Source organism: Archangium violaceum Cb vi76 (assembly GCF_000733295.1).
Classification (GTDB): Bacteria; Myxococcota; Myxococcia; order Myxococcales; family Myxococcaceae; genus Archangium; species Archangium violaceum.
On sequence record NZ_JPMI01000177.1, the window covers coordinates 22,528 to 39,585 of the forward strand.

Consider the following 17,058-nt stretch of genomic DNA (forward strand, 5'->3'; position numbering starts at 1 on the left):
TGGAGCAGGCGCCGCTTGTTGCCGCCATCGCCCACCCCCACCCTCGAAAGGGAGGGTCACTTCCGAACGAGGGAATCGCCATGGCGGAACACACCTGGGGCAACTGCAAGGGCTGCCGCTTCTTCAACAGCCACAACGCCCAACCCGATGACGCCGAAGTCGCCCAGTGCACACAGCCCGAGCTGCGGGAGTTCGAGTTGCAGGTGACGGGGATGAGCGGCTGCAAGGAATTCGAGGCCCGCACCGGTGCCTCCGGAGGCGCCTACCAGGAGCCCGAGGCCACCTCGATGCACTGAGGGACGTGCGTCCCACCCGGCACAGCCGCTAGCGTCACGCTCGTCCGGTCTCCGCCCGGGGACCGGCCTCACACGAGGGACGCGCCATGCCGGAAGCACGCACGCTGGGAGAGGCCCCGGGACCCCGGGGCCACTGGTTCTGGGGCAGCATCCAGGAGCGGCGCCACAGCCCGCTCCAGCTCTTCGTGCGCGCCCACCAGGAGTACGGAGAATTCGTCCGCCTCCGCATGGGGCCCGCCATCAGCCTCGTCTCCGTCACCGACCCCGAGCTCGTCAAACACGTCCTCGTCGACCGCGCGGACCGGTACGGCAAGCCCTCCAGCCTGGTGCGCGATGCGTGGCCGGTGCTCGGCAATGGCCTGTTCACCAGCTCGGGCGACTTCTGGAAGCGCCAGCGCCGCCTCATGCAGCCCGCCTTCCACAAGGAGCGCCTGGCCGCGCTCGCCGGCTCCATGGTGGAGGCCACCTGGCAGATGCTCGCGCGCTGGCGGGCCCGCCCCTCGGCCTCCGAGCCCCTCGACGTCAGCGCCGAGATGATGCACCTCACCCTGGGCATCGTCGGCCGCGCCCTCTTCTCCACAGACGTCAGCGGCGACGCCAGCAGTGTCGGCCAGGCGCTCACCGTCGCCCTCGCCGAGACGAACCGCCGCATCCTCTCGCTCGGCCTCTACGCCCCGGACTTCCTCCCCACCGCGCGCAACCGCGTCTTCCACCAGGCCATGCGGTCCCTCGACGCCGTCGTCTTCGACATCATCGCCCGCCGCCGTGCCGGCGAGACGCAGGGGGATGATCTGCTCGCCACGCTCATGGCCGCCCAGGACGCCGACACCGGCGAGCGCATGACGGACGCCCAGCTGCGCGACGAGGCCATGACCCTCTTCCTCGCCGGCCACGAGACCACCGCCAACGGGCTCGCCTGGCTGTGGCACCTGCTCGCCCAGAATCCCGAGGTGGAAACCCGCGCCCGCGCCGAGGTCCAGCGGGTGCTCGGCGGCCGCTCGCCCACGGCCCAGGACATCCCCCAGCTGCGCTACCTCACCCAGGTGTTCGAGGAGACCATGCGCCTGTACCCGCCGGCGTGGATCATGGCCCGCCAGCCGGTGAAGGAGGACGAGCTCGGCGGAGTGCGGATCCCCGCCAGCCCGCGCGTCATCGTCGTCACCGCGCCCTACGCCCTCCACCGCAACCCGAGGCTGTGGCCGGACCCGGAGCGCTTCGAGCCGGAGCGCTTCTCGCCCGAGCAGACGGCGCAGCGCCCGCGCCTGGCGTACATGCCCTTCGGCGGCGGCCAACGGCTGTGCATCGGCAACAACTTCGCACTCATGGAGGCCACGCTCATCATCGCCGAGGTGCTGCAACACTTCCGGCTGCGCGCGGTGCCGGGCCACACCGTGGAGCCCGAGCCGCTCGTCACCCTGCGGCCCAAGGGTGGACTGCCCATGTTCGTCGAGCCCCTGCACGCGAGCGCCTGAGCCATGTTCCATCCCAAGGGACCGAGCTTCGTGGAGCTGGTGCGGCAGGGCTTGAGCTCGGTGGAGCGGGGGTATGATCTGCTGGCGCCGAAGTTCGACTACACGCCGTTCCGCACACCGGACGACGTGCTGAAGGCGAGCGTGGAGCAGGCGGGCCCGCCGGGGAGCGTGGCGAGCGCGCTGGACGTGTGCTGCGGCACGGGAGCGGCGATGCGCCACCTGAGGGCGCTGTGCCACGAGCGGGTGGTGGGGGTGGACCTGAGCCAGGGGATGCTGGACGAGGCGCGCCAGGGACTCGCGGACGCACCGGGGAGCGCGGCGTTGGAGTGGGTGCGTGGGGATGCACTGGAATTGCCGTGGCGCGAGGAGTTCGAGCTGGTGACGAGCTTCGGCGCCTTTGGCCACATTCCCGAGGAGGACGAGCCGCGGCTGGTGGAGTCCATCCACCGGGTGCTGAAACCCGGAGGCCGATTCCTGTTCGTGACGGGGGAGGAGCCCTCGCGGCTGAGGCCGGGCTATTGGATGGCGAAGGCCTTCAACGCGGCCATGCGGGTGCGCAACGCGGTGTGGGATCCGCCCTTCGTCATGTATTACCTGACGTTCCTGCTTCCACGGGCGCGGGCGCTGTTGGAGGCGCGAGGCTTCCGGGTGGAGGTGCGGCGGGACGCACTGCCGGAGAAGTACGCACACCATGGATTGTGCGTGGTGCTCGCTACCCGGCAGTGAGGGGAAGCCCGGCTGTTCAGGCGCCGCGGGGGCGTCATAGCATCGCCGGACACCCTCGCTGGAGCCCCGCCGAGCCCATGTCTGCGCTGTTGCCGCCCCCGGACGCCGGGATGATCACACGTCACTCCTCTCGCGAGCAGAAGGGGCGGCGGTGGAGGATGAGCGGGGTGTTCGCGGTCTCCATCCTCCTGCTCTACCCGTTGGATCTGTTCATGCTGCGGGAGCCGAGCCCCGCGACGCTGGTGGTGCGGGTCCTGTGGTCCGGGGAGATGCTGCTCTACACGTGGCTGGTGATGATGCTGGGGGAGCGCTGGCTGTCGCTGTTGCTGCGCATCCACACCGCGCTCATGAGCGGCTTGTTCATGAGCATCGTCGTCCTGACGGGGGGAATGGACAGTCCCTACATGACGCTGGTGCCCTCGATGCCGCTGTTGGTGGCGCTCATCCGGCCGGGGGACACGAAGCCGGCGATCGTCTGCGGGGCGACGTGTGCACTGGGAGCCCTGGCCATCGTGATGAGGACGGAGGGCTCGGCGCTGAACGCGCTGGCCTGGGCGGGGATGGTGACGTCGTCGACGTTCTTCGGGGTGTACGGCTCGTCGCAGTTCCGCAAGGCGCAGACGGCGGAGAACGAGGCGAGGGTGGAGCGCGAGCGCCGCGAGTCGATGGAGAAGCTGACGAAGGCCGAGCGGCACCGGGCACAGTCGGAGAAGCTGGCGACGGTGGGGCGGCTGGCGGCGAGTGTGATGCATGAAATCAACAACCCGCTGGCGTTCGTGGGCTCGAACCTGGAGTACCTGCGCACGGAGGTGCTGGCACAGCCGCTGAAGGAGGAATTGCGGCAGGAATTCCAGGAGGTCTTCGACGAGACGAGCACGGGGATGGAGCGCATCCGGCAGATCGTCACGGACCTGAAGGGCTTCTCGAGGATGGACGTGGAGGAGCCCTGCGAGTGCGTGCTGGCGGACGTGGTATCGGACGCGGCGCGGCTGGCGGGGGTGCGGCTCAAGCACGTGGCGAAGCTGACGGTGGAGATACCGGCGGAGCTGCCAGAGGTATTCGCGACGAGGCGGAGACTGGCGCAGGTGATTCTGAACCTGCTGGTGAACGCGGGGGACGCACTGGAGGAGGCGAGGGTGCAGGGCGGGGAGGTGCGGGTGATGGGGAGGTTGGAGGGGGAGAAGGTGACGCTGCTGGTGGAGGACAACGGACCGGGCTTCCCGCCGGAAGTGCTGCCGAGGCTCTTCGAGTCCTTCTTCACGACGAAGGGGCCGGAGAAGGGGACGGGGCTGGGGTTGAGCCTGTCGCGGGAGATGGTGGAGCGATTCGGGGGAAGACTGACAGCGGAGAACCGGGCCGAGGGAGGCGCTCGCCTGCGTCTGGAATTACCGGTGCAAAGAACCCCTCGCCCCCCGGGAGAGGGACGGGGTGAGGGTGCCTGACGCCCCGGGTTGCCCCCGTGGGGACCCACCGCGAGCACATGCCCGAAACCCGATTCCCGAGGGGATTCCCGCTCTACGAGAAACGAAGCACGTGCTAAGCGTTTGCCTCTGCACAACGAGGAGGCACTCAGCCCGCATGAAGAAAGCGCTCATCACCGCCGCCGTCCTCGCCCTCGGCCTACCGGCCTTCGCCCAGCAGCAGCAGCAAGAGGCGAAACCGCTGGTGCCCGGGCGTGAGGCACTGGCCATCCCCTACGAGAAGTACACGCTGCCCAACGGCATGGAAGTCCTCCTGGCCCAGGACAAGAAGCTGCCCGTGGTGGCGGTCAATGTCTGGTACCACGTGGGCGCCTACCACGAGCAGCCGGGCCGCACCGGCTTCGCGCACCTCTTCGAGCACATGATGTTCCAGGGCTCCAAGCACGTGCCGGACGACGTGCACATCGCCATGCTCGAGCAGCTCGGTGCCAATGATCTCAACGGCACGACGAACTTCGACCGCACCAACTACTTCGAGACGGTGCCCACCAACCACCTGGCCACGGCGCTGTGGCTGGAGAGTGACCGGATGGGCTTCCTCCTGGATGCGCTGGACGAGAAGAAGCTGCGCACCCAGCAGGAGGTGGTGAAGAACGAGCGGCGCCAGGGCGTGGAGACGCGTCCCTACGGCCTCGCGCTGGAGAAGCTGTGGAAGGCGCTCTTCCCCGCGCCGCACCCGTACCACGGCAAGGTCATCGGCTCGATGGAGGACCTGGACGCGGCCAACGTGGAGGACGTGAAGGGCTTCTTCCGCAAGTGGTACGCGCCGTCCAACGCCACGCTCGCGGTGGTGGGAGACTTCGACCCGAAGGAGGCCCGCGCCCTCATCGAGAAGTACTTCGGCACGCTGCCGGGCGGCCCCAAGCCGGAGAAGCCCACGGTGGCCCCGGTGAAGCACACCGCCGAGAAGGTCATCCGCCACGACGAGACGGTGGGCACGCTGCCGCAGGTGATGATGGCCTGGCTCACCCCGCCGTACTTCAGCGAGGAGGACGCCACCGCGGACGTGCTGGCCAACGCGCTGGGCACCGGCAAGTCCAGCCGCCTCTACAAGCGACTGGTGTTGGAGAAGGGCCTGGCGCAGAGCGTGATCGCCGCCCAGCAGAGCCTCGGGGCGCAGTCCGTCTTCTTCATCGAGGCGGTGGCCCGGCCCGGCGTGTCCAGTGACGCGCTGGCCAAGGAGATCGACGCCGTGCTGGAGGAGGTGCGGCGCGGCGGCATCACGCAGCAGGAGCTGGACCGGGCGCGCACGCGCTTCGAGACGCAGATGCTGGCGGGGCTGCAGTCGGTGGGTGGCTTCGGCGGCAAGGCGGACGTGCTGCAGAGCTACAACCACTACACGGGAGACCCGGGCTACCTGGACGAGGACCTGGGGCGCTACGACTCGGTGACGACGGAGCGGGTGCGCGACTTCGCCCGGGACTTCCTCCAGTCCGATGCCCGCGTGGTGCTGCACGCCGTGCCCACGCAGAAGGGCCCCATCTCGGCCGCGAAGGAGACGCACTGATGCGCCGCTTGTTCATCGCCCTGTCCGTGTTGGCGCTCGCCGCCGGCTGCAAGACGGCCCCCGAGCCCGTCCCCGAGGCCCCCAAGCCCCCCGAGACGCCGGCTCCGCCGCCGGAGGACCCCAACGCCTTCCGCCAGCAGCCGCCCAAGCCCGGTGAGCCGCCCGAGCTGGTGCTGCCGAGGTTCGAGCAGGCGAAGCTGGACAACGGGCTCACGGTGCTGGTGAGCACGCGCAAGGAATTGCCGCTCGTGTACACGGGGGTGGCGTTCGCGTCGGGAGGCTCGCAGGACCCGAAGGGCAAGTGGGGCCTGGCGGACGTGACGTACAAGATGCTGCTGGAGGGCGCGGCCGGGAAGGACACCACGGCGCTGGACCAGGCCTTCCAGGACCTGGGCGTATCGCCCGCGGTGAGCGTGAACCCGGATGGGGCCTTCATCGGAGCGCGGGTGCTGAAGCGGCACGCGGACGCGGCGCTGGCGCTGCTGTCCGACGTGGTGCGCAAACCGAACCTGGCGCAGAAGGACTTCGACCGGCGCAAGAAGCTGCAACTGGCCGAGCTGGTGCGCGCCATGGGCAGCCCGGGCTTCCTGGCGCAGCAGGCGTACCTGGACGCGGTGTTCGGCGCGGAGCACCCGTACGGGCACCCGGTGAGCGGGCTGCCGGCCACGGTGGACACGCTGACGCTGCAGGACGTGAAGTCCTTCTACGGCAAGAGCGTGGGCCCGAAGGCGGCGGCGCTGGTGATGACGGGGGATGTCACCCTGGACGAGGCGGTGGGGCTGGCGAAGAAGTACTTCGGCGACTGGAAGGGCAACGCCCTGCCGCCGCCGGTGCCGCCCACGCCCGCGGCGACGCCGAGGCAGCAGGTGGTGTTCGTGCCCAAGCCGGGGCTGGACCAGACCATGATTGTCGTGGGCCGGCCGGGCATCGCGGTGGGGCACTCGGACGAGTACGCGTTGGACCTGGCGACGACGGTGTTCGGCGGCTTCTTCGGCAGCCGGCTGAACATGAACCTGCGCGAGGACAAGGGGTACAGCTACGGGGCGGGGGCGAGCGCGGACGCGCGGCTGGGCGTGGGGCCGCTGACGGCCTCGTCGGCGGTGCGCAAGGACGTGACGGGGCTGGCGCTGAACGAGTTCTTCGGGGAGATGAAGGGGATACAGGAGCGCCCCATCACGGAGAAGGAGCTGGCGGCGGCACGCGAGGGCCTCATCCGGGCGATTCCGGGCGAGTTCGAGTCGGTGGAAGGACTGGGCTCGAGCGCGGCGTCGCTGTTCTTCCTGCGCAGGCCGATGGACGAGTACGCGCGGACGGTGACGGGGCTGGAGAAGGCGACGCCGGCCGAGGTGCAGCGGGTGGCGGAGGCGTACCTGGGCCCGGCGGCGATGCAGGTGGTGCTGGTGGGAGACCCGGCGGTCATCCAGGAGCAGGTGGGCCCGATGAACCTGGGCAAGCTGGTGGCGAAGGAGCCGGTGGCGCCCCCGGCGAAGAAGTAACGAGGTGACGGGGTGAGGGGCAGACCCTCACCCCAGCCCTCTCCCAGCGGGAGAGGGGGCACACACGGTGGACACCGGGGTCAGTCCCTCTCCCTCTGGGAGAGGGTCGGGGTGAGGGAAGTCGGGGTGAGGGAAATCGAGTCCCTCAGTCCCGATCCTTCTCCCGCTCCTCCTGTCCGCGGAGGATGCGGATCTCCTCATCGGCCTCGTCGATGGGGCTGCGGATGTCCGGGACATACCCTCCGACCTCGGCGTCGCTGTCGAGGGCGAACTTCTGCTCGCGGGTGCCGTGGATGGAGTCCGCGGAGTAGAGGGGGAGGGTGTCATCGGCTTCGAGACCGCGCTCGACCCGGTCGGGGGAGAAGGGAGGCTTCTCGTCTTCCCGCTCCTTGGGGTGCACGGGGTCGTACTTCCTCCGCTTCTCGTGGTCGGCCATGGTGAAGACTCCTCGTGGAAGGCGGACGCGCGGGTTGCGCGACCCTACGAGGTTCAATGTGGGGCGAACCGGGAGCGCTCCAAGCTTCCCGGGGAGGGACGAGCGCCCGCTCGACGGGCGGGTGCATGAGGAGCCCGACTCCAAGCCAGGCGTGACTTGACACCGGCCCGTGCGGCGCCTATTTAACCTCTGAGTTAATTAACCAGAAGGTTAAACCCGAATGCCGTCCGACCGTCTCGATGCCACCTTCACGGCCCTCGCGGATCCAACGCGGAGGGCCATCCTCGCGCGCCTGGCGGAAGGGGAAGCCACGGTGATGGAGCTGGCCGAGCCCTTCGCGATGAGCCTCCCGGCCATCTCCAAACACCTCAAGGTGCTGGAGCGAGCGGGGCTCATCTCCCGGGGGAGGGACGCGCAACGGAGACCCTGCCGGCTGGAGACGGCGCCGCTCAAGGAGGCCGGCGAGTGGGCGGAGCACTTCGTGCGGCTGTGGGAGGAGCGGCTGGACCGGCTGGACGACTACCTGCAGGAGCTGCAGGGGGCGGAGAAGAAGCAGGGCCCCCGGAAGTAGGGGGAACGGGCCAACGAGGAGACGGACATGATGGACATGAAGCGGGACGTGAAGAGCATGAGTGAGCGGGAGCTCGTCCGGGTGCGGGTCCTGAACGCGCCGAGGGAGTTGGTGTTCAAGACGTGGACGGAGGCGGAGCACCTGGACAGGTGGTGGGGTCCGCGAGGCTTCACGACGAAGACGCACCGGATGGAGGTGAAGCCGGGAGGCTCGTGGCACTACCTGATGAGCCACGCCGAGCACGGGGAGTTCGACAACCTCATCACGTACCGGGAGGTGGTGCGGCCCGAGCGGCTGGTCTACAGCCACGGCACGAGCGAGGAGCCCGAGCAGTTCCAGGTGACGGTGACGTTCGCGGACGAGGGAGGCAAGACGCGGCTCACCATGCACAGCGTGTGGCCGACGGCCGAGGCGTTCGAGGCGGTGAAGAAGTACGGCGCCGTGGAGGGCGGGGCCCAGACCCTGGACAAGCTGCAGGAGTACGTGGAGAAGCAGGCCGGGCGCACGACGTGAGCCGCTGGAGGAGGGGGGAGCGGTTCACGTGGGCAACGGATGGAGCGAGCGGAACTCCACGGCGCATTCGAGGAGCCGGCGGATGGCCCGCTCCGCGTCTCCATCACAAGACTCGAGGAACGGCAACGTCCAGTCCTGACCCGCGGGGACACCTTTCGCCTCATGGAGCCAGCGCTCGAAGCGGGGATATTCCTCGTCACGGGCGCCCGCGAGAGCCAGACACAACCGGTAGCCATCGATGAAGCCAGCCATGCGCTTCACCTCGATGGGACCGATGAACAGGAAGAGTCGGCCTTGCCTGTCACCGATCTCCTGACGGACCTCCAACAGCATATCCAGCGTGGGTTTCGGTGGATGCACGGGCACCAGGGAGGGCACCCGGCCCGAGGGATGCTCGCCCCCAGGCCTCCATTCGATGGACGCCAGGGCCTCGGGCGGAAGGGCACGGAACTCGGCGACGAAGTCCAGGTACTTGAGCAGGGCGCGCCGGTGATCGCCGTGGAATTCCTCCAGATAGGCTGTTTCCCAGCCCTGGCCCGGCCAGGCTTTTTTGATGAAATGCAGCCACTCGCCGAACAACACATCCGCGCCTTCATCGACCCCGAGGAGGTGAAGACACCATCCATACCCCCCGATGAAGCACGCCATGTGGTCCACATCTGGCATCCCGATGTAGCGATACGGCTCCGCTGTGCGGTTCCGCATATCCTCGCGGATGCGCAACAGCAAGTCATGCAAGGGGACGACAGGCTTTGCTCCAGATTGAGGGCTCATGGCGTCTCCGGCAGGACTTCAATGACCTTCTGGGTGATATCCGAGAGTGCGCCCAACCGGCTCACGTACTCCGCCCACGGCATGCCCACCGCACCAGTGTATGCGTCGTAAGCACGACCATTCATCCGCACCAGGACATGATAGCCGTTCTTCGACACATTCAGGTCCCGGCCGTCCAGCATCTTGAACATGATATAGCGAAACTTCTGGTCGTCCCGGGTGGTCAGTTCCACGAACTCCGGATTGCCTCCCAGTTGAGTGAAGGCCGTGTGGATGGACCGGGCCACTCCCTGACAGGCCCCCGCGACCTGTTTACTCGCACTGAAGGCCGTCTTGAGCGCGAACAGCCAGGAGGGTGCGGCTCTACCAGTGGTCACCGCCCAGTAATCAATGGCCCCTGTCACCTCTCCTCGTGCGAGGAGGCTGAGCGTATGTGCCCTGAGCGAGTCCGCGCCCATCACCTGCGCGGCCACCGTCTCGCGAACGGGTATCGTGCCGTGCGCGGTACCCGTGGAGAGCACCAGGCACGACATCACCAGCCAGACGCGCATGAGCCGCATGAAGCGCGATTCTCAGCCCAGCACGCCTGCCCATCCAGGCACCCGGAGTGCGCGCTTCACAGGGACCAGCCAGGTGACAACTGCGCACGCGGAGCCACCGTCACGGTCCACGGGCTGAAGCCGGGAAGCGCGGGCCGGTAGAGAGCGCCCAGGCCCAGCGCGCCCTGCACGGTGAAGCCCTCACGGAGCCGGAGGCTGTAGCACCGCGCCGCCCCCCACGTCACGCCGCGTACGCACCCGCGCCTTCCACTGACACGCGCCGTACGCACCTGGCACCGACGCACGGAACGTGGCCCACGTCCCGGGCCTTCGTTAGGTTGCATCCATGTCCACCCCCGCCTCCGACTCGCCCTTCGTCACCGCCACCACCTGGAACGCGCTCGGGGAGGGGCGCTACCAGGGACACATCCGCCCCGAGTGGTTCCAGGGACGCGGCGCCTATGGCGGCATGCTCGGAGGCGCGCTGCTGCGCTCGATGATGCGCGAGCTGAACGAGCCGGCCCGTGCGCCGCGCTCCTTCACCGTGCACTTCTGCGCGCCCGTGGCCGAGGGCGAGGCCTCGCTCATGGTGCGCACGGAGCGCGCCGGGCGGCAGGTGACGCACCTGTCGGCGCGGATGGAGCAGGCGGGGCAGGTGACGTGCCTGGCGAGCGCCACCTTCGCCACCTCGCGCGAGACGCCGCTCGTCTACACGGACGCGCGCCCGCCCAGGGTGCCGCCTCCGGACGACGTGCCCCCCGTGGCGAGCGCCATGCTGCCCACCTTCGGCGCTCAGTTCGACTACCGCTGGTGCGTGGGCGCCGTGCCCTACACGGGCGCCGCCGAGGCCCGCGTGGGCGGGTGGATTCGCCCGCGAGTCCCCACGCCGCTCGATGCGCCGCTCGTGGTGGGCCTGCTGGATGCCTTTCCTCCCGCGGCCTTCGCTCGCGTGGACGGCTTCTGCAACGGCGCCACCATGGACTACACGGCGCACTTCTACGCGCCGCTGCCGCTCGACGCCTCGCCCGAGGCCTTCTACCTGCGCACCGGCCACTCCCGTCACGCCGCGCACGGCTACGCGGATGACCTCGCGGAGCTGTGGAGCCGGGACGGACAACTGCTCGCCCAGCTGCGCCAGATGGCGGCCGTGTTCCCCCCGAGCCGCTGAACCGGCGCCCGCCTCCTCTCAGGCGGAGGACTCGCGCCGTCCGGCCCGGCCCGCCTTCCCGCCCTCGGGAGCGGACTTCCGGGAGACGTGCTGGGCGCGCGCGGCGAAGACACGGGGCAGGTTGTCTTCGATCCAGTCGGTGAGGGCCTCGATGTGCGAGGCGACCTCCTGACCCATGGGCGTGAGGCTGTAGTCCACCCGGGGAGGGATGACGGGGAAGACCTCGCGGACGACGAAGCCGTCCTCCTCCAGCGCGTGGAGCGTCTGGGCGAGCATCTTCTCGCTCACCCCCGCCACCTTCCGCCGCAATTCACTGAAGCGGTGCGTGCCCTCCAGCAGGGCCACGAGCACCAGCACGCCCCAGCGGCTCGTGACGTGATCCAACACGCCCCGGGACGGGCACGCGGCGGCGTAGAGGTCTCCCCGCTGCTCGGCCCACTTCGCCATCGCCTTGCGCAGGTGCTTCGGCTGCTTGCTCGCTGTCATGTCAGTAGCTTACCTCAAGGTAGGTACTTACGAAAAGTAAGCATGGCCGTTAGGGTGTGTCCTGCGTTTCGACGAAGTCCTCACGCCAGGAAAGGAACACCCCATGATTCTCGTCACTGGAGCCACCGGGAAGCTCGGCCGTCTCGTCCTCGAGAAGCTGCTCGAGAAGGTCCCCGCCCACCAGGTCATCGCGGCCGTGCGCAACCCCGAGAAGGCCGCGGAGCTCCGCGCGCGCGGCGTCCAGGTGCGCGAGGCGGACTACAGCCAGCCGGAGACGCTCGGGGCGGCGTTCGCGGGAGTGGAGAAGGCGCTGCTCATCTCCTCCAACGAGGTGGGGCAGCGGACGGCGCAGCACCAGGCGGTGGTGGAGGCCGCCAGGAAGGCCGGAGTGAAGCTGCTGGCCTATACGAGCATCCTGCACGCGGACCGCTCGGGGCTGGCACTGGCCGCGGAGCACAAGGCCACGGAGGAGCTCATCCGGGCCTCGGGCGTGCCGTACGTGTTGCTGCGCAACGGCTGGTACACGGAGAACTACACGGAGAACCTGGGGCCGGCGCTGGCGCAAGGGGCCATCCTGGGTAGCGCGGGCGAGGGCCGGGTGGCCGCGGCCACGCGGGCCGACTACGCGGCGGCGGCGGTGGCGGTGCTCACGGGCTCGGGACATGAGAACAAGGTGTACGAGCTGGCGGGAGACACCGCGTTCACGATGACGGAGCTGGCCGCCGAGGTGTCGCGCAAGGCGGGCAAGACGATCGTCTACAAGGACCTACCGCCCGAGCAGTACCAGGGCGTGCTGGAGGGAGCCGGGGTGCCGGGGCCCTTCGCCGGAATCCTGGCGGACTCGGACGTCGGCGCGTCTCGCGGCGAGCTGAACGGCGCGTCGGGAGATCTGCGCCGCCTCATCGGCCATGCCACGACGCCGCTGGCGGACGCGGTGGCGGTGGCGCTCCAGCGCTGAGCCCCACCTTCCGAGCCAGGAGGATGGAGTCCCCGTCAGGGGGGAGGTTCCGGCCGCGATGGGGAGCAACGGGTCCGACTGTTGGACCCGTTGGTCCGCAGCGGGGCCGGAAGACACCCTGGCGAAGGGAGCCGTGGAAGTCGTCGGGAGATGTGGGGTGGGGGTTCGCTGGGGGCCACTTCCGCTCCAGGCGGGGCTCGGGTAGTTTGCGCCGCCCTGCGTTCGGCAGTTCCGCAGTACGCAGCAAACCGAGGACATCAACGATGGCACGCATTTCCCAGGACCAGGCGCAGGAGCGCCACGCGTTCCTGCTCGACCTCTTCCGCAACCAGCCGGACATCAGCCGCAACGAGGCGATGGACGCGTACAAGGACAAGTTCGGGGCCTCGCTGAACGCGAAGACGTTCAATGAGCTGCGCGAGCAGGCTCTGCGGGAGGCGGAGAGCGTGGAGAAGGAGGAGGAGAGCGTGAGCGAGCCCGAGGAGACGCCGGTGGAGGAGAAGCAGCGGGTGGTGGCGGCGGCGCCGGTGCTGACGAACGAGGCGGGCGCGCCGGCGGCGGCGAAGAAGCCGAAGGCGAAGGGGCCGGGCTCGAAGAACGTGTTCGTGGACGCGACGCAGGAGCAGCTGCAGTTCCTGGAGAAGGTGCTGGTGCAGTTGCAGGACTCGGGCGCGAACAACGTGCGCATCGACCACGCCACGGACCGCTGGATGGTCCTGACGGTGGACTCGAAGTAGGAATCCCTCCCTCTCCCCCCGGGAGAGGGTCGGGGTGAGGGTGCCCGCCCCCGTGTTCCCCCCGTGAGGGAGAGCGGACCGGGGGCGGAGCCCGGAAATCCCGGTAGGATGGAGGCCTTCACCCGCCGAGGGGAGGGCCTGCCCGATGGAGAAGGATGCTTCGAGTGCGGCACCCGTGGAGACACGGCTCACGTGGGACAGACTGGCGGTCCAGGCGCCGCTCACCGTCTCGAACGAGAACCTGACGCTGTCCTGGGACAAACCCGACTCATCCCAGTACCAGCCGGTGTTCCTCCGCGCCCTGGCCACGGGCGAGCTCAAGGGCAGCCACTTCTACTGGGAATTCGTCATCGAGTCCTCGCGGCAGCAGCGGCTCGGCGTCGGCGTCATATTGGAGCCTGCCTGCTGGGTGCACCCGGGCTATCTGGGCGCGGGAGGGAATTCCTGGTCGTACGATCCGCTGCGAGGAGTGATCGTGACCCGGCAGCAGGCCCTGCACTCGGGCCTCCCGACCCTCCCGGACTCGGGAGTGATCGCCGTGGAGCTGGATCTCGCCGAGAGCGACACCTTCACGTTCATCGTGAATGGAGAGCGGACGCCCCCCATCGAGCTTCCTCTTGGCTGTACCGTGATTCCCGCGGCCTGCCTCTTCGCGGTCGGGCAGAAGGTCACCCTGCGCAACTTCGTGGCCAATAAACCCGAGGTCCTCTCCCTCGCGAAGGTCCGGCGGAAACGAGAGCGCGCGGGTGTGCCCGATGAGGCCGAGAGCCAGAAGCGGCCCAGCGGCGCCGCCTTGAAGCTCGCCGACACCATCCTGAAGATCGTGGAGTTCGCCGAATGTGAATCGGCGCTCGTGAGGGACCCGAGGAACATCAGGCTCCGCTACAAACAAATCGAGCTCCTGAAGACACGTGCCGTCCTCCCCGATGACGAGGTCAGGAGGGACAAGGTGCTCGCGGCCTACGAGACGCTCTGCATGCTCGCCCCGGAGGATGACAAGGCCTGGATGGGGAGGGCCGACTGGCTCCACCTCCATGGCCGCGGTGAAGATGCGTTGGCGTGCCTGGACAAGTGCAAGCAACGCAACGCGAACTACTGGCTGGTCCGGGCGCAATACCTGGACAAGCTCGGCAGGTTCGAGGAGGCACTGAGCTGCTTGAGGACCGTCCAGGAGATGCAACCGGAGGACAACTTCCTGTTGGGGAACATCGGCGGTGCGCTGGCGAAGCTGAAGCGATGGGAAGAAGCCCTCGAGGTGCTCGAACAAGCGCTCCGCACGAATCCACACTACGTGGCCGCCCGGCTCGAGAAGGGGCAGTGCCTCATCGGCCTCCAGCGCTACGAAGAAGCGCTCGCCGTCATCCATGAGGTGGATATCACGCGGAAGATGGGGAGAACGAAATCCCTGCTGGCCTATGTCATCTTCAAGCTGGGACACCCCGACATGGCACGGCGGCTCCTGGATGCGGAACTCTCGTGGGCTCCCAAGGCCCAGCCGCTCGACGAGAACGGCCGCACGGTCCTGGGCACCGAGGTCGAGGAGGAATTCCAGACCCTGGCCAGGGAGGTGTACGACCGTTACGAGCCCCTGCGCCGCGACGACTAGCCTGAACCGCCCGGAGCAGCGCCTCAGAACTCCCCGGAGCTCTCGAGGCGCACGGCGGCGGAGCCCGGAGCCCCAGCGGGCACCAGCTTGGAAGGAGCCTCGGTGGCGTCGAAGGCGCGGGGGCGCAACAGCCTCAAGGTGAGCACCAGTGCCAGGAACAGCACCGCGCAGCTGGCGGTGACGAAGCGCACGCCGATGCGATCCGCGAGCGCCCCCTGGGCCCACACCCCGGCGGCGTACCCGACCCCGAGCATCATGCTGTAGAGGCTGTGGATGCGGGCCTGGAGCTCGCGGGGGACGCGCAGCTGGCACAGGGTATTCAGGCCGGTGAGGGTGGCCATGTAGAACCAGCCGAGCCCCACCATGGCGAGCGCGGCGAGGTGCAGCGTGGGGGCCATCCAGTAGAGGGCGGCGATGGGGCCGATGCCGAGCAGACAGGCCTCGAGGACGCGCTGGCGGCCGAGCCGGGTGACGAGGGGCCCGAGCATGACGGCGGCGAGCACGGCGCCGACGCCCTGGGCGGTGACGAGCAGGGAGGTGGCGGCGGCGCCCTGGTTGAAGACGCGGATGGCGTAGACGGGCACCAGGCCGATGAAGGGGGCCACGAGGGTGCACATGACGAGGGTGCCCATCATGGCGAGGAAGATGCCGGCGTCCTCGCGGGCGACGCGGGCGCCGCGGACGATGCCGGGCCAGAGCTCGTCCTGGGAGAGGGAGCTGGCCCTGGCCGAGGGGCTCACGCGCCACAGGGCGACGAGCACGGCGACGAAGGACAGCGTGTTGACGAGCAGGGCCCAGGCGATGCCGTGGGCGGAGAGCACCACGGCGGCGATCGCGGGGCCGATGATGCGGCCGAGGTTGAACTGGGCCGAGTTGAGACTCACCGCGCTGTGGAGATCCTCGGGAGGGACGAGCTCGGAGACGAGGGCGGAGAAGGCGGGGTTGGTGAGGGCGCTGACGCAGCCGTTGAGGAAGGAGATGACGCCGACGGCGGGCACGGTGAGGTGGCCGGTGAAGGCGAGCACGGTGAGGATGCCGGCCAGCAGCGCGTGCAGCAGGGTGCCCACGGCGACATAGGAGCGCCGATCGAAGCGGTCCGCGAGTGCCCCGGCGACGGGGGAGAGGACGAGCGCGGGAAGATAGGTGATGGCGGCGATGCCGCCGGTGGCCTCGGCGCGGCCCGTCACGGTGGTGACGAAGACGCCCAGCGCGAGGATCTCCATCCACGTGCCGATGTTGGAGACGAGCGCACCAGACCAGACGTAGACGAAATTCCGGTGCCCGAAAGCACGGAGCGAAGAGAAGCGCGACAGATGGAGGGCAGTCACGGCTCGACCCTTGTAACGCACCCGCGTGACGCGTGCTCGGTGGGCACCTGCGCACACGACTCCAGTGGCGACGAACTCGTATGAACACAAACAAGGAATGAAATCCACGAGGCGGGACGGAAGTGGCCCTGGAAGGAGTGACGCATCAGGCTGACGCGCCATGACACGAACGATGAAGCTGATGCTGCTGTTGAGCCTGATGGTGGCGGGGACGGCGGGAGCCACGGGGCCCTCGTCGCTGGAGGTGAAGCTCACGCCGCTGGCGGCGAGGAAGGGGTCGGTGCTCTTCCGCACCCGTTACACCGTCAACCGGGAGGGGGCGCACCGCTTCATGACGGTCGAGTTCGGCTGGCTGGTGGTGGATGCGGGCGGGGGCTGGAAGGAGGTGCCGCACCGGACGGTGGCGGAGCCGCCCTCGCCCGCGTCCGCCGAGGAGGACACACGGGCCTGGGCGGAGTTGAAGCGGGCGGACGCGGAGTTCAAGGCGCCACTGGATTGGAAGTCACCTCCGGAGAGCCTCGCCGGGCTGCTGCGCGAGTACGGCTTCACGAAGAAGGACGCGGTGGCGAAGAACGCGGGAGCGGGCACGGTGACATGGAGCCCGAAGGAACTGTGTCAGGGCAAGCACTGCACGACGCCCTGCCGCCAGCGCACGCTGCACGAGTGGCGGAGCGGGGACGCGGATGCGGTGGAGGAGCCACAGAAGAAGCCCCTCCAAGCGCTGTTCGTGCACTCGGGCCTGGCCGTCTTCCACAACAAGTACAACGAGGAGAACAACCAGGGTGCCTTCTTCACCGAGCCCGTGAAAGGGAAGGTGGAGGAGGACAGGGACCCGGGCATCGAGATACACGACGTGATGGCCATCTGCGTGCTGCCGCGCTGAGCCCCGGAAAGAACGAGAGCGCCCGGGAAAGAACCCCGGACGCTCGGAAGAACAAACAGAGGAAGCCCCAGCGGGAACACA

The 17,058-nt window shown here is 68.7% G+C and carries 19 protein-coding genes; 13 read left to right on the plus strand and 6 right to left on the minus strand.

The features are described from left to right. Positions 1–80 precede the first annotated feature (80 nt). From Q664_RS25700 to Q664_RS25725, 6 genes are all read left to right on the plus strand, one after another. Entirely contained in the window at positions 81–296 is a 216-nt protein-coding gene (locus Q664_RS25700) for a hypothetical protein (protein WP_052518665.1), read from the plus strand. An 86-nt stretch (positions 297–382) separates the two neighbouring features. Further along, positions 383–1,768: a cytochrome P450 gene (locus tag Q664_RS25705; protein WP_043401109.1), complete on the plus strand. Its 1,386-nt coding sequence runs from the start codon at positions 383–385 to the stop codon at positions 1,766–1,768. A gap of 3 nt (positions 1,769–1,771) precedes the next feature. Beyond that, a complete protein-coding gene (locus tag Q664_RS25710; RefSeq protein WP_043401112.1) occupies positions 1,772–2,494 on the plus strand; it encodes a class I SAM-dependent methyltransferase in 723 nt (240 codons plus the stop codon). Between the two features lie 77 nt (positions 2,495–2,571). Continuing rightward, the gene (locus Q664_RS25715; RefSeq protein WP_235216871.1) at positions 2,572–3,936 is read left to right on the plus strand and encodes a sensor histidine kinase; all 1,365 of its coding nucleotides are present in this window, start codon (positions 2,572–2,574) and stop codon (positions 3,934–3,936) included. A gap of 136 nt (positions 3,937–4,072) precedes the next feature. Next, positions 4,073–5,482: a M16 family metallopeptidase gene (locus tag Q664_RS25720; RefSeq protein ID WP_043401114.1), complete on the plus strand. Its 1,410-nt coding sequence runs from the start codon at positions 4,073–4,075 to the stop codon at positions 5,480–5,482. Continuing rightward, on the plus strand, positions 5,482–6,978 hold the full coding sequence (locus Q664_RS25725) for a M16 family metallopeptidase (protein WP_043401116.1): 1,497 nt from the start codon (positions 5,482–5,484) through the stop codon (positions 6,976–6,978). The genes Q664_RS25720 and Q664_RS25725 overlap by 1 nt, the downstream gene beginning before the upstream one ends. A gap of 145 nt (positions 6,979–7,123) precedes the next feature. Here the strand turns inward: Q664_RS25725 and Q664_RS25730 are convergent, their stop codons facing one another. Next, positions 7,124–7,414: a hypothetical protein gene (locus tag Q664_RS25730; RefSeq protein WP_043401119.1), complete on the minus strand. Its 291-nt coding sequence runs from the start codon at positions 7,412–7,414 to the stop codon at positions 7,124–7,126. Positions 7,415–7,634: 220 nt separating this feature from the next. Here Q664_RS25730 and Q664_RS25735 point away from each other — a divergent pair, with 220 nt between their 5' ends. Beyond that, a complete protein-coding gene (locus Q664_RS25735) occupies positions 7,635–7,985 on the plus strand; it encodes an ArsR/SmtB family transcription factor (protein WP_043401122.1) in 351 nt (116 codons plus the stop codon). A 27-nt stretch (positions 7,986–8,012) separates the two neighbouring features. Then, positions 8,013–8,498 (plus strand): SRPBCC family protein, encoded by a 486-nt coding sequence (locus Q664_RS25740; protein ID WP_235216872.1) that lies wholly within the window; start codon positions 8,013–8,015, stop codon positions 8,496–8,498. 24 nt (positions 8,499–8,522) lie between these two features. Here Q664_RS25740 and Q664_RS25745 read toward each other — a convergent pair whose 3' ends face one another. The 3 genes from Q664_RS25745 to Q664_RS59310 all read right to left on the minus strand — a co-directional run bounded on the left by Q664_RS25745 (position 8,523) and on the right by Q664_RS59310 (position 10,056). Beyond that, positions 8,523–9,146 (minus strand): hypothetical protein, encoded by a 624-nt coding sequence (locus Q664_RS25745; protein WP_235216873.1) that lies wholly within the window; start codon positions 9,144–9,146, stop codon positions 8,523–8,525. A 122-nt stretch (positions 9,147–9,268) separates the two neighbouring features. Further along, entirely contained in the window at positions 9,269–9,823 is a 555-nt protein-coding gene (locus Q664_RS25750) for a hypothetical protein (protein WP_235216874.1), read from the minus strand. A 65-nt stretch (positions 9,824–9,888) separates the two neighbouring features. Beyond that, positions 9,889–10,056, minus strand: a complete 168-nt coding sequence (locus tag Q664_RS59310) for a hypothetical protein (RefSeq protein WP_160174500.1) — start codon at positions 10,054–10,056, stop codon at positions 9,889–9,891. Between the two features lie 101 nt (positions 10,057–10,157). Between Q664_RS59310 and Q664_RS25755 the strand changes: the two genes are divergently transcribed. After that, positions 10,158–10,979, plus strand: coding sequence for an acyl-CoA thioesterase (locus tag Q664_RS25755; protein ID WP_043401131.1), 822 nt, complete (start codon positions 10,158–10,160; stop codon positions 10,977–10,979). Positions 10,980–10,997: 18 nt separating this feature from the next. Here Q664_RS25755 and Q664_RS25760 read toward each other — a convergent pair whose 3' ends face one another. Beyond that, positions 10,998–11,465, minus strand: a complete 468-nt coding sequence (locus tag Q664_RS25760; RefSeq protein WP_043401134.1) for a winged helix-turn-helix transcriptional regulator — start codon at positions 11,463–11,465, stop codon at positions 10,998–11,000. Between the two features lie 103 nt (positions 11,466–11,568). Here Q664_RS25760 and Q664_RS25765 point away from each other — a divergent pair, with 103 nt between their 5' ends. The 3 genes from Q664_RS25765 to Q664_RS52650 all read left to right on the plus strand — a co-directional run bounded on the left by Q664_RS25765 (position 11,569) and on the right by Q664_RS52650 (position 14,766). Beyond that, positions 11,569–12,423, plus strand: a complete 855-nt coding sequence (locus Q664_RS25765; RefSeq protein WP_043401136.1) for an SDR family oxidoreductase — start codon at positions 11,569–11,571, stop codon at positions 12,421–12,423. Positions 12,424–12,686: 263 nt separating this feature from the next. After that, positions 12,687–13,160, plus strand: coding sequence for a hypothetical protein (locus Q664_RS25770; protein ID WP_043401139.1), 474 nt, complete (start codon positions 12,687–12,689; stop codon positions 13,158–13,160). 145 nt (positions 13,161–13,305) lie between these two features. Next, the gene (locus Q664_RS52650) at positions 13,306–14,766 is read left to right on the plus strand and encodes a tetratricopeptide repeat protein (RefSeq protein WP_052518668.1); all 1,461 of its coding nucleotides are present in this window, start codon (positions 13,306–13,308) and stop codon (positions 14,764–14,766) included. A gap of 23 nt (positions 14,767–14,789) precedes the next feature. On the opposite strand, the gene Q664_RS25780 is transcribed toward Q664_RS52650, so the two are convergent. Then, positions 14,790–16,094, minus strand: coding sequence for an MFS transporter (locus Q664_RS25780; RefSeq protein WP_043401142.1), 1,305 nt, complete (start codon positions 16,092–16,094; stop codon positions 14,790–14,792). A gap of 160 nt (positions 16,095–16,254) precedes the next feature. On the opposite strand from Q664_RS25780, the gene Q664_RS25785 reads away from it, so the two are divergent. Beyond that, the gene (locus Q664_RS25785) at positions 16,255–16,977 is read left to right on the plus strand and encodes a hypothetical protein (RefSeq protein ID WP_043401146.1); all 723 of its coding nucleotides are present in this window, start codon (positions 16,255–16,257) and stop codon (positions 16,975–16,977) included. The last annotated feature ends 81 nt before the right edge of the window (positions 16,978–17,058 follow it).

Coding starts and splice junctions, on each gene's coding strand:
- Q664_RS25770 (WP_043401139.1), top strand. CDS start 12,687: ATGGCACGCATTTCCCAGGACCAGGCGCAGGAGCGCCACGCGTTCCTG.
- Q664_RS25705 (WP_043401109.1), top strand. CDS start 383: ATGCCGGAAGCACGCACGCTGGGAGAGGCCCCGGGACCCCGGGGCCAC.
- Q664_RS25750 (WP_235216874.1), bottom strand. CDS start 9,823: ATGCGCGTCTGGCTGGTGATGTCGTGCCTGGTGCTCTCCACGGGTACC.
- Q664_RS25760 (WP_043401134.1), bottom strand. CDS start 11,465: ATGACAGCGAGCAAGCAGCCGAAGCACCTGCGCAAGGCGATGGCGAAG.
- Q664_RS25725 (WP_043401116.1), top strand. CDS start 5,482: ATGCGCCGCTTGTTCATCGCCCTGTCCGTGTTGGCGCTCGCCGCCGGC.
- Q664_RS25765 (WP_043401136.1), top strand. CDS start 11,569: ATGATTCTCGTCACTGGAGCCACCGGGAAGCTCGGCCGTCTCGTCCTC.
- Q664_RS25730 (WP_043401119.1), bottom strand. CDS start 7,414: ATGGCCGACCACGAGAAGCGGAGGAAGTACGACCCCGTGCACCCCAAG.
- Q664_RS25745 (WP_235216873.1), bottom strand. CDS start 9,146: ATGGCGTGCTTCATCGGGGGGTATGGATGGTGTCTTCACCTCCTCGGG.
- Q664_RS25785 (WP_043401146.1), top strand. CDS start 16,255: ATGACACGAACGATGAAGCTGATGCTGCTGTTGAGCCTGATGGTGGCG.
- Q664_RS25755 (WP_043401131.1), top strand. CDS start 10,158: ATGTCCACCCCCGCCTCCGACTCGCCCTTCGTCACCGCCACCACCTGG.
- Q664_RS52650 (WP_052518668.1), top strand. CDS start 13,306: ATGGAGAAGGATGCTTCGAGTGCGGCACCCGTGGAGACACGGCTCACG.
- Q664_RS25715 (WP_235216871.1), top strand. CDS start 2,572: ATGTCTGCGCTGTTGCCGCCCCCGGACGCCGGGATGATCACACGTCAC.
- Q664_RS25740 (WP_235216872.1), top strand. CDS start 8,013: ATGATGGACATGAAGCGGGACGTGAAGAGCATGAGTGAGCGGGAGCTC.
- Q664_RS25710 (WP_043401112.1), top strand. CDS start 1,772: ATGTTCCATCCCAAGGGACCGAGCTTCGTGGAGCTGGTGCGGCAGGGC.
- Q664_RS25720 (WP_043401114.1), top strand. CDS start 4,073: ATGAAGAAAGCGCTCATCACCGCCGCCGTCCTCGCCCTCGGCCTACCG.
- Q664_RS25700 (WP_052518665.1), top strand. CDS start 81: ATGGCGGAACACACCTGGGGCAACTGCAAGGGCTGCCGCTTCTTCAAC.
- Q664_RS25735 (WP_043401122.1), top strand. CDS start 7,635: ATGCCGTCCGACCGTCTCGATGCCACCTTCACGGCCCTCGCGGATCCA.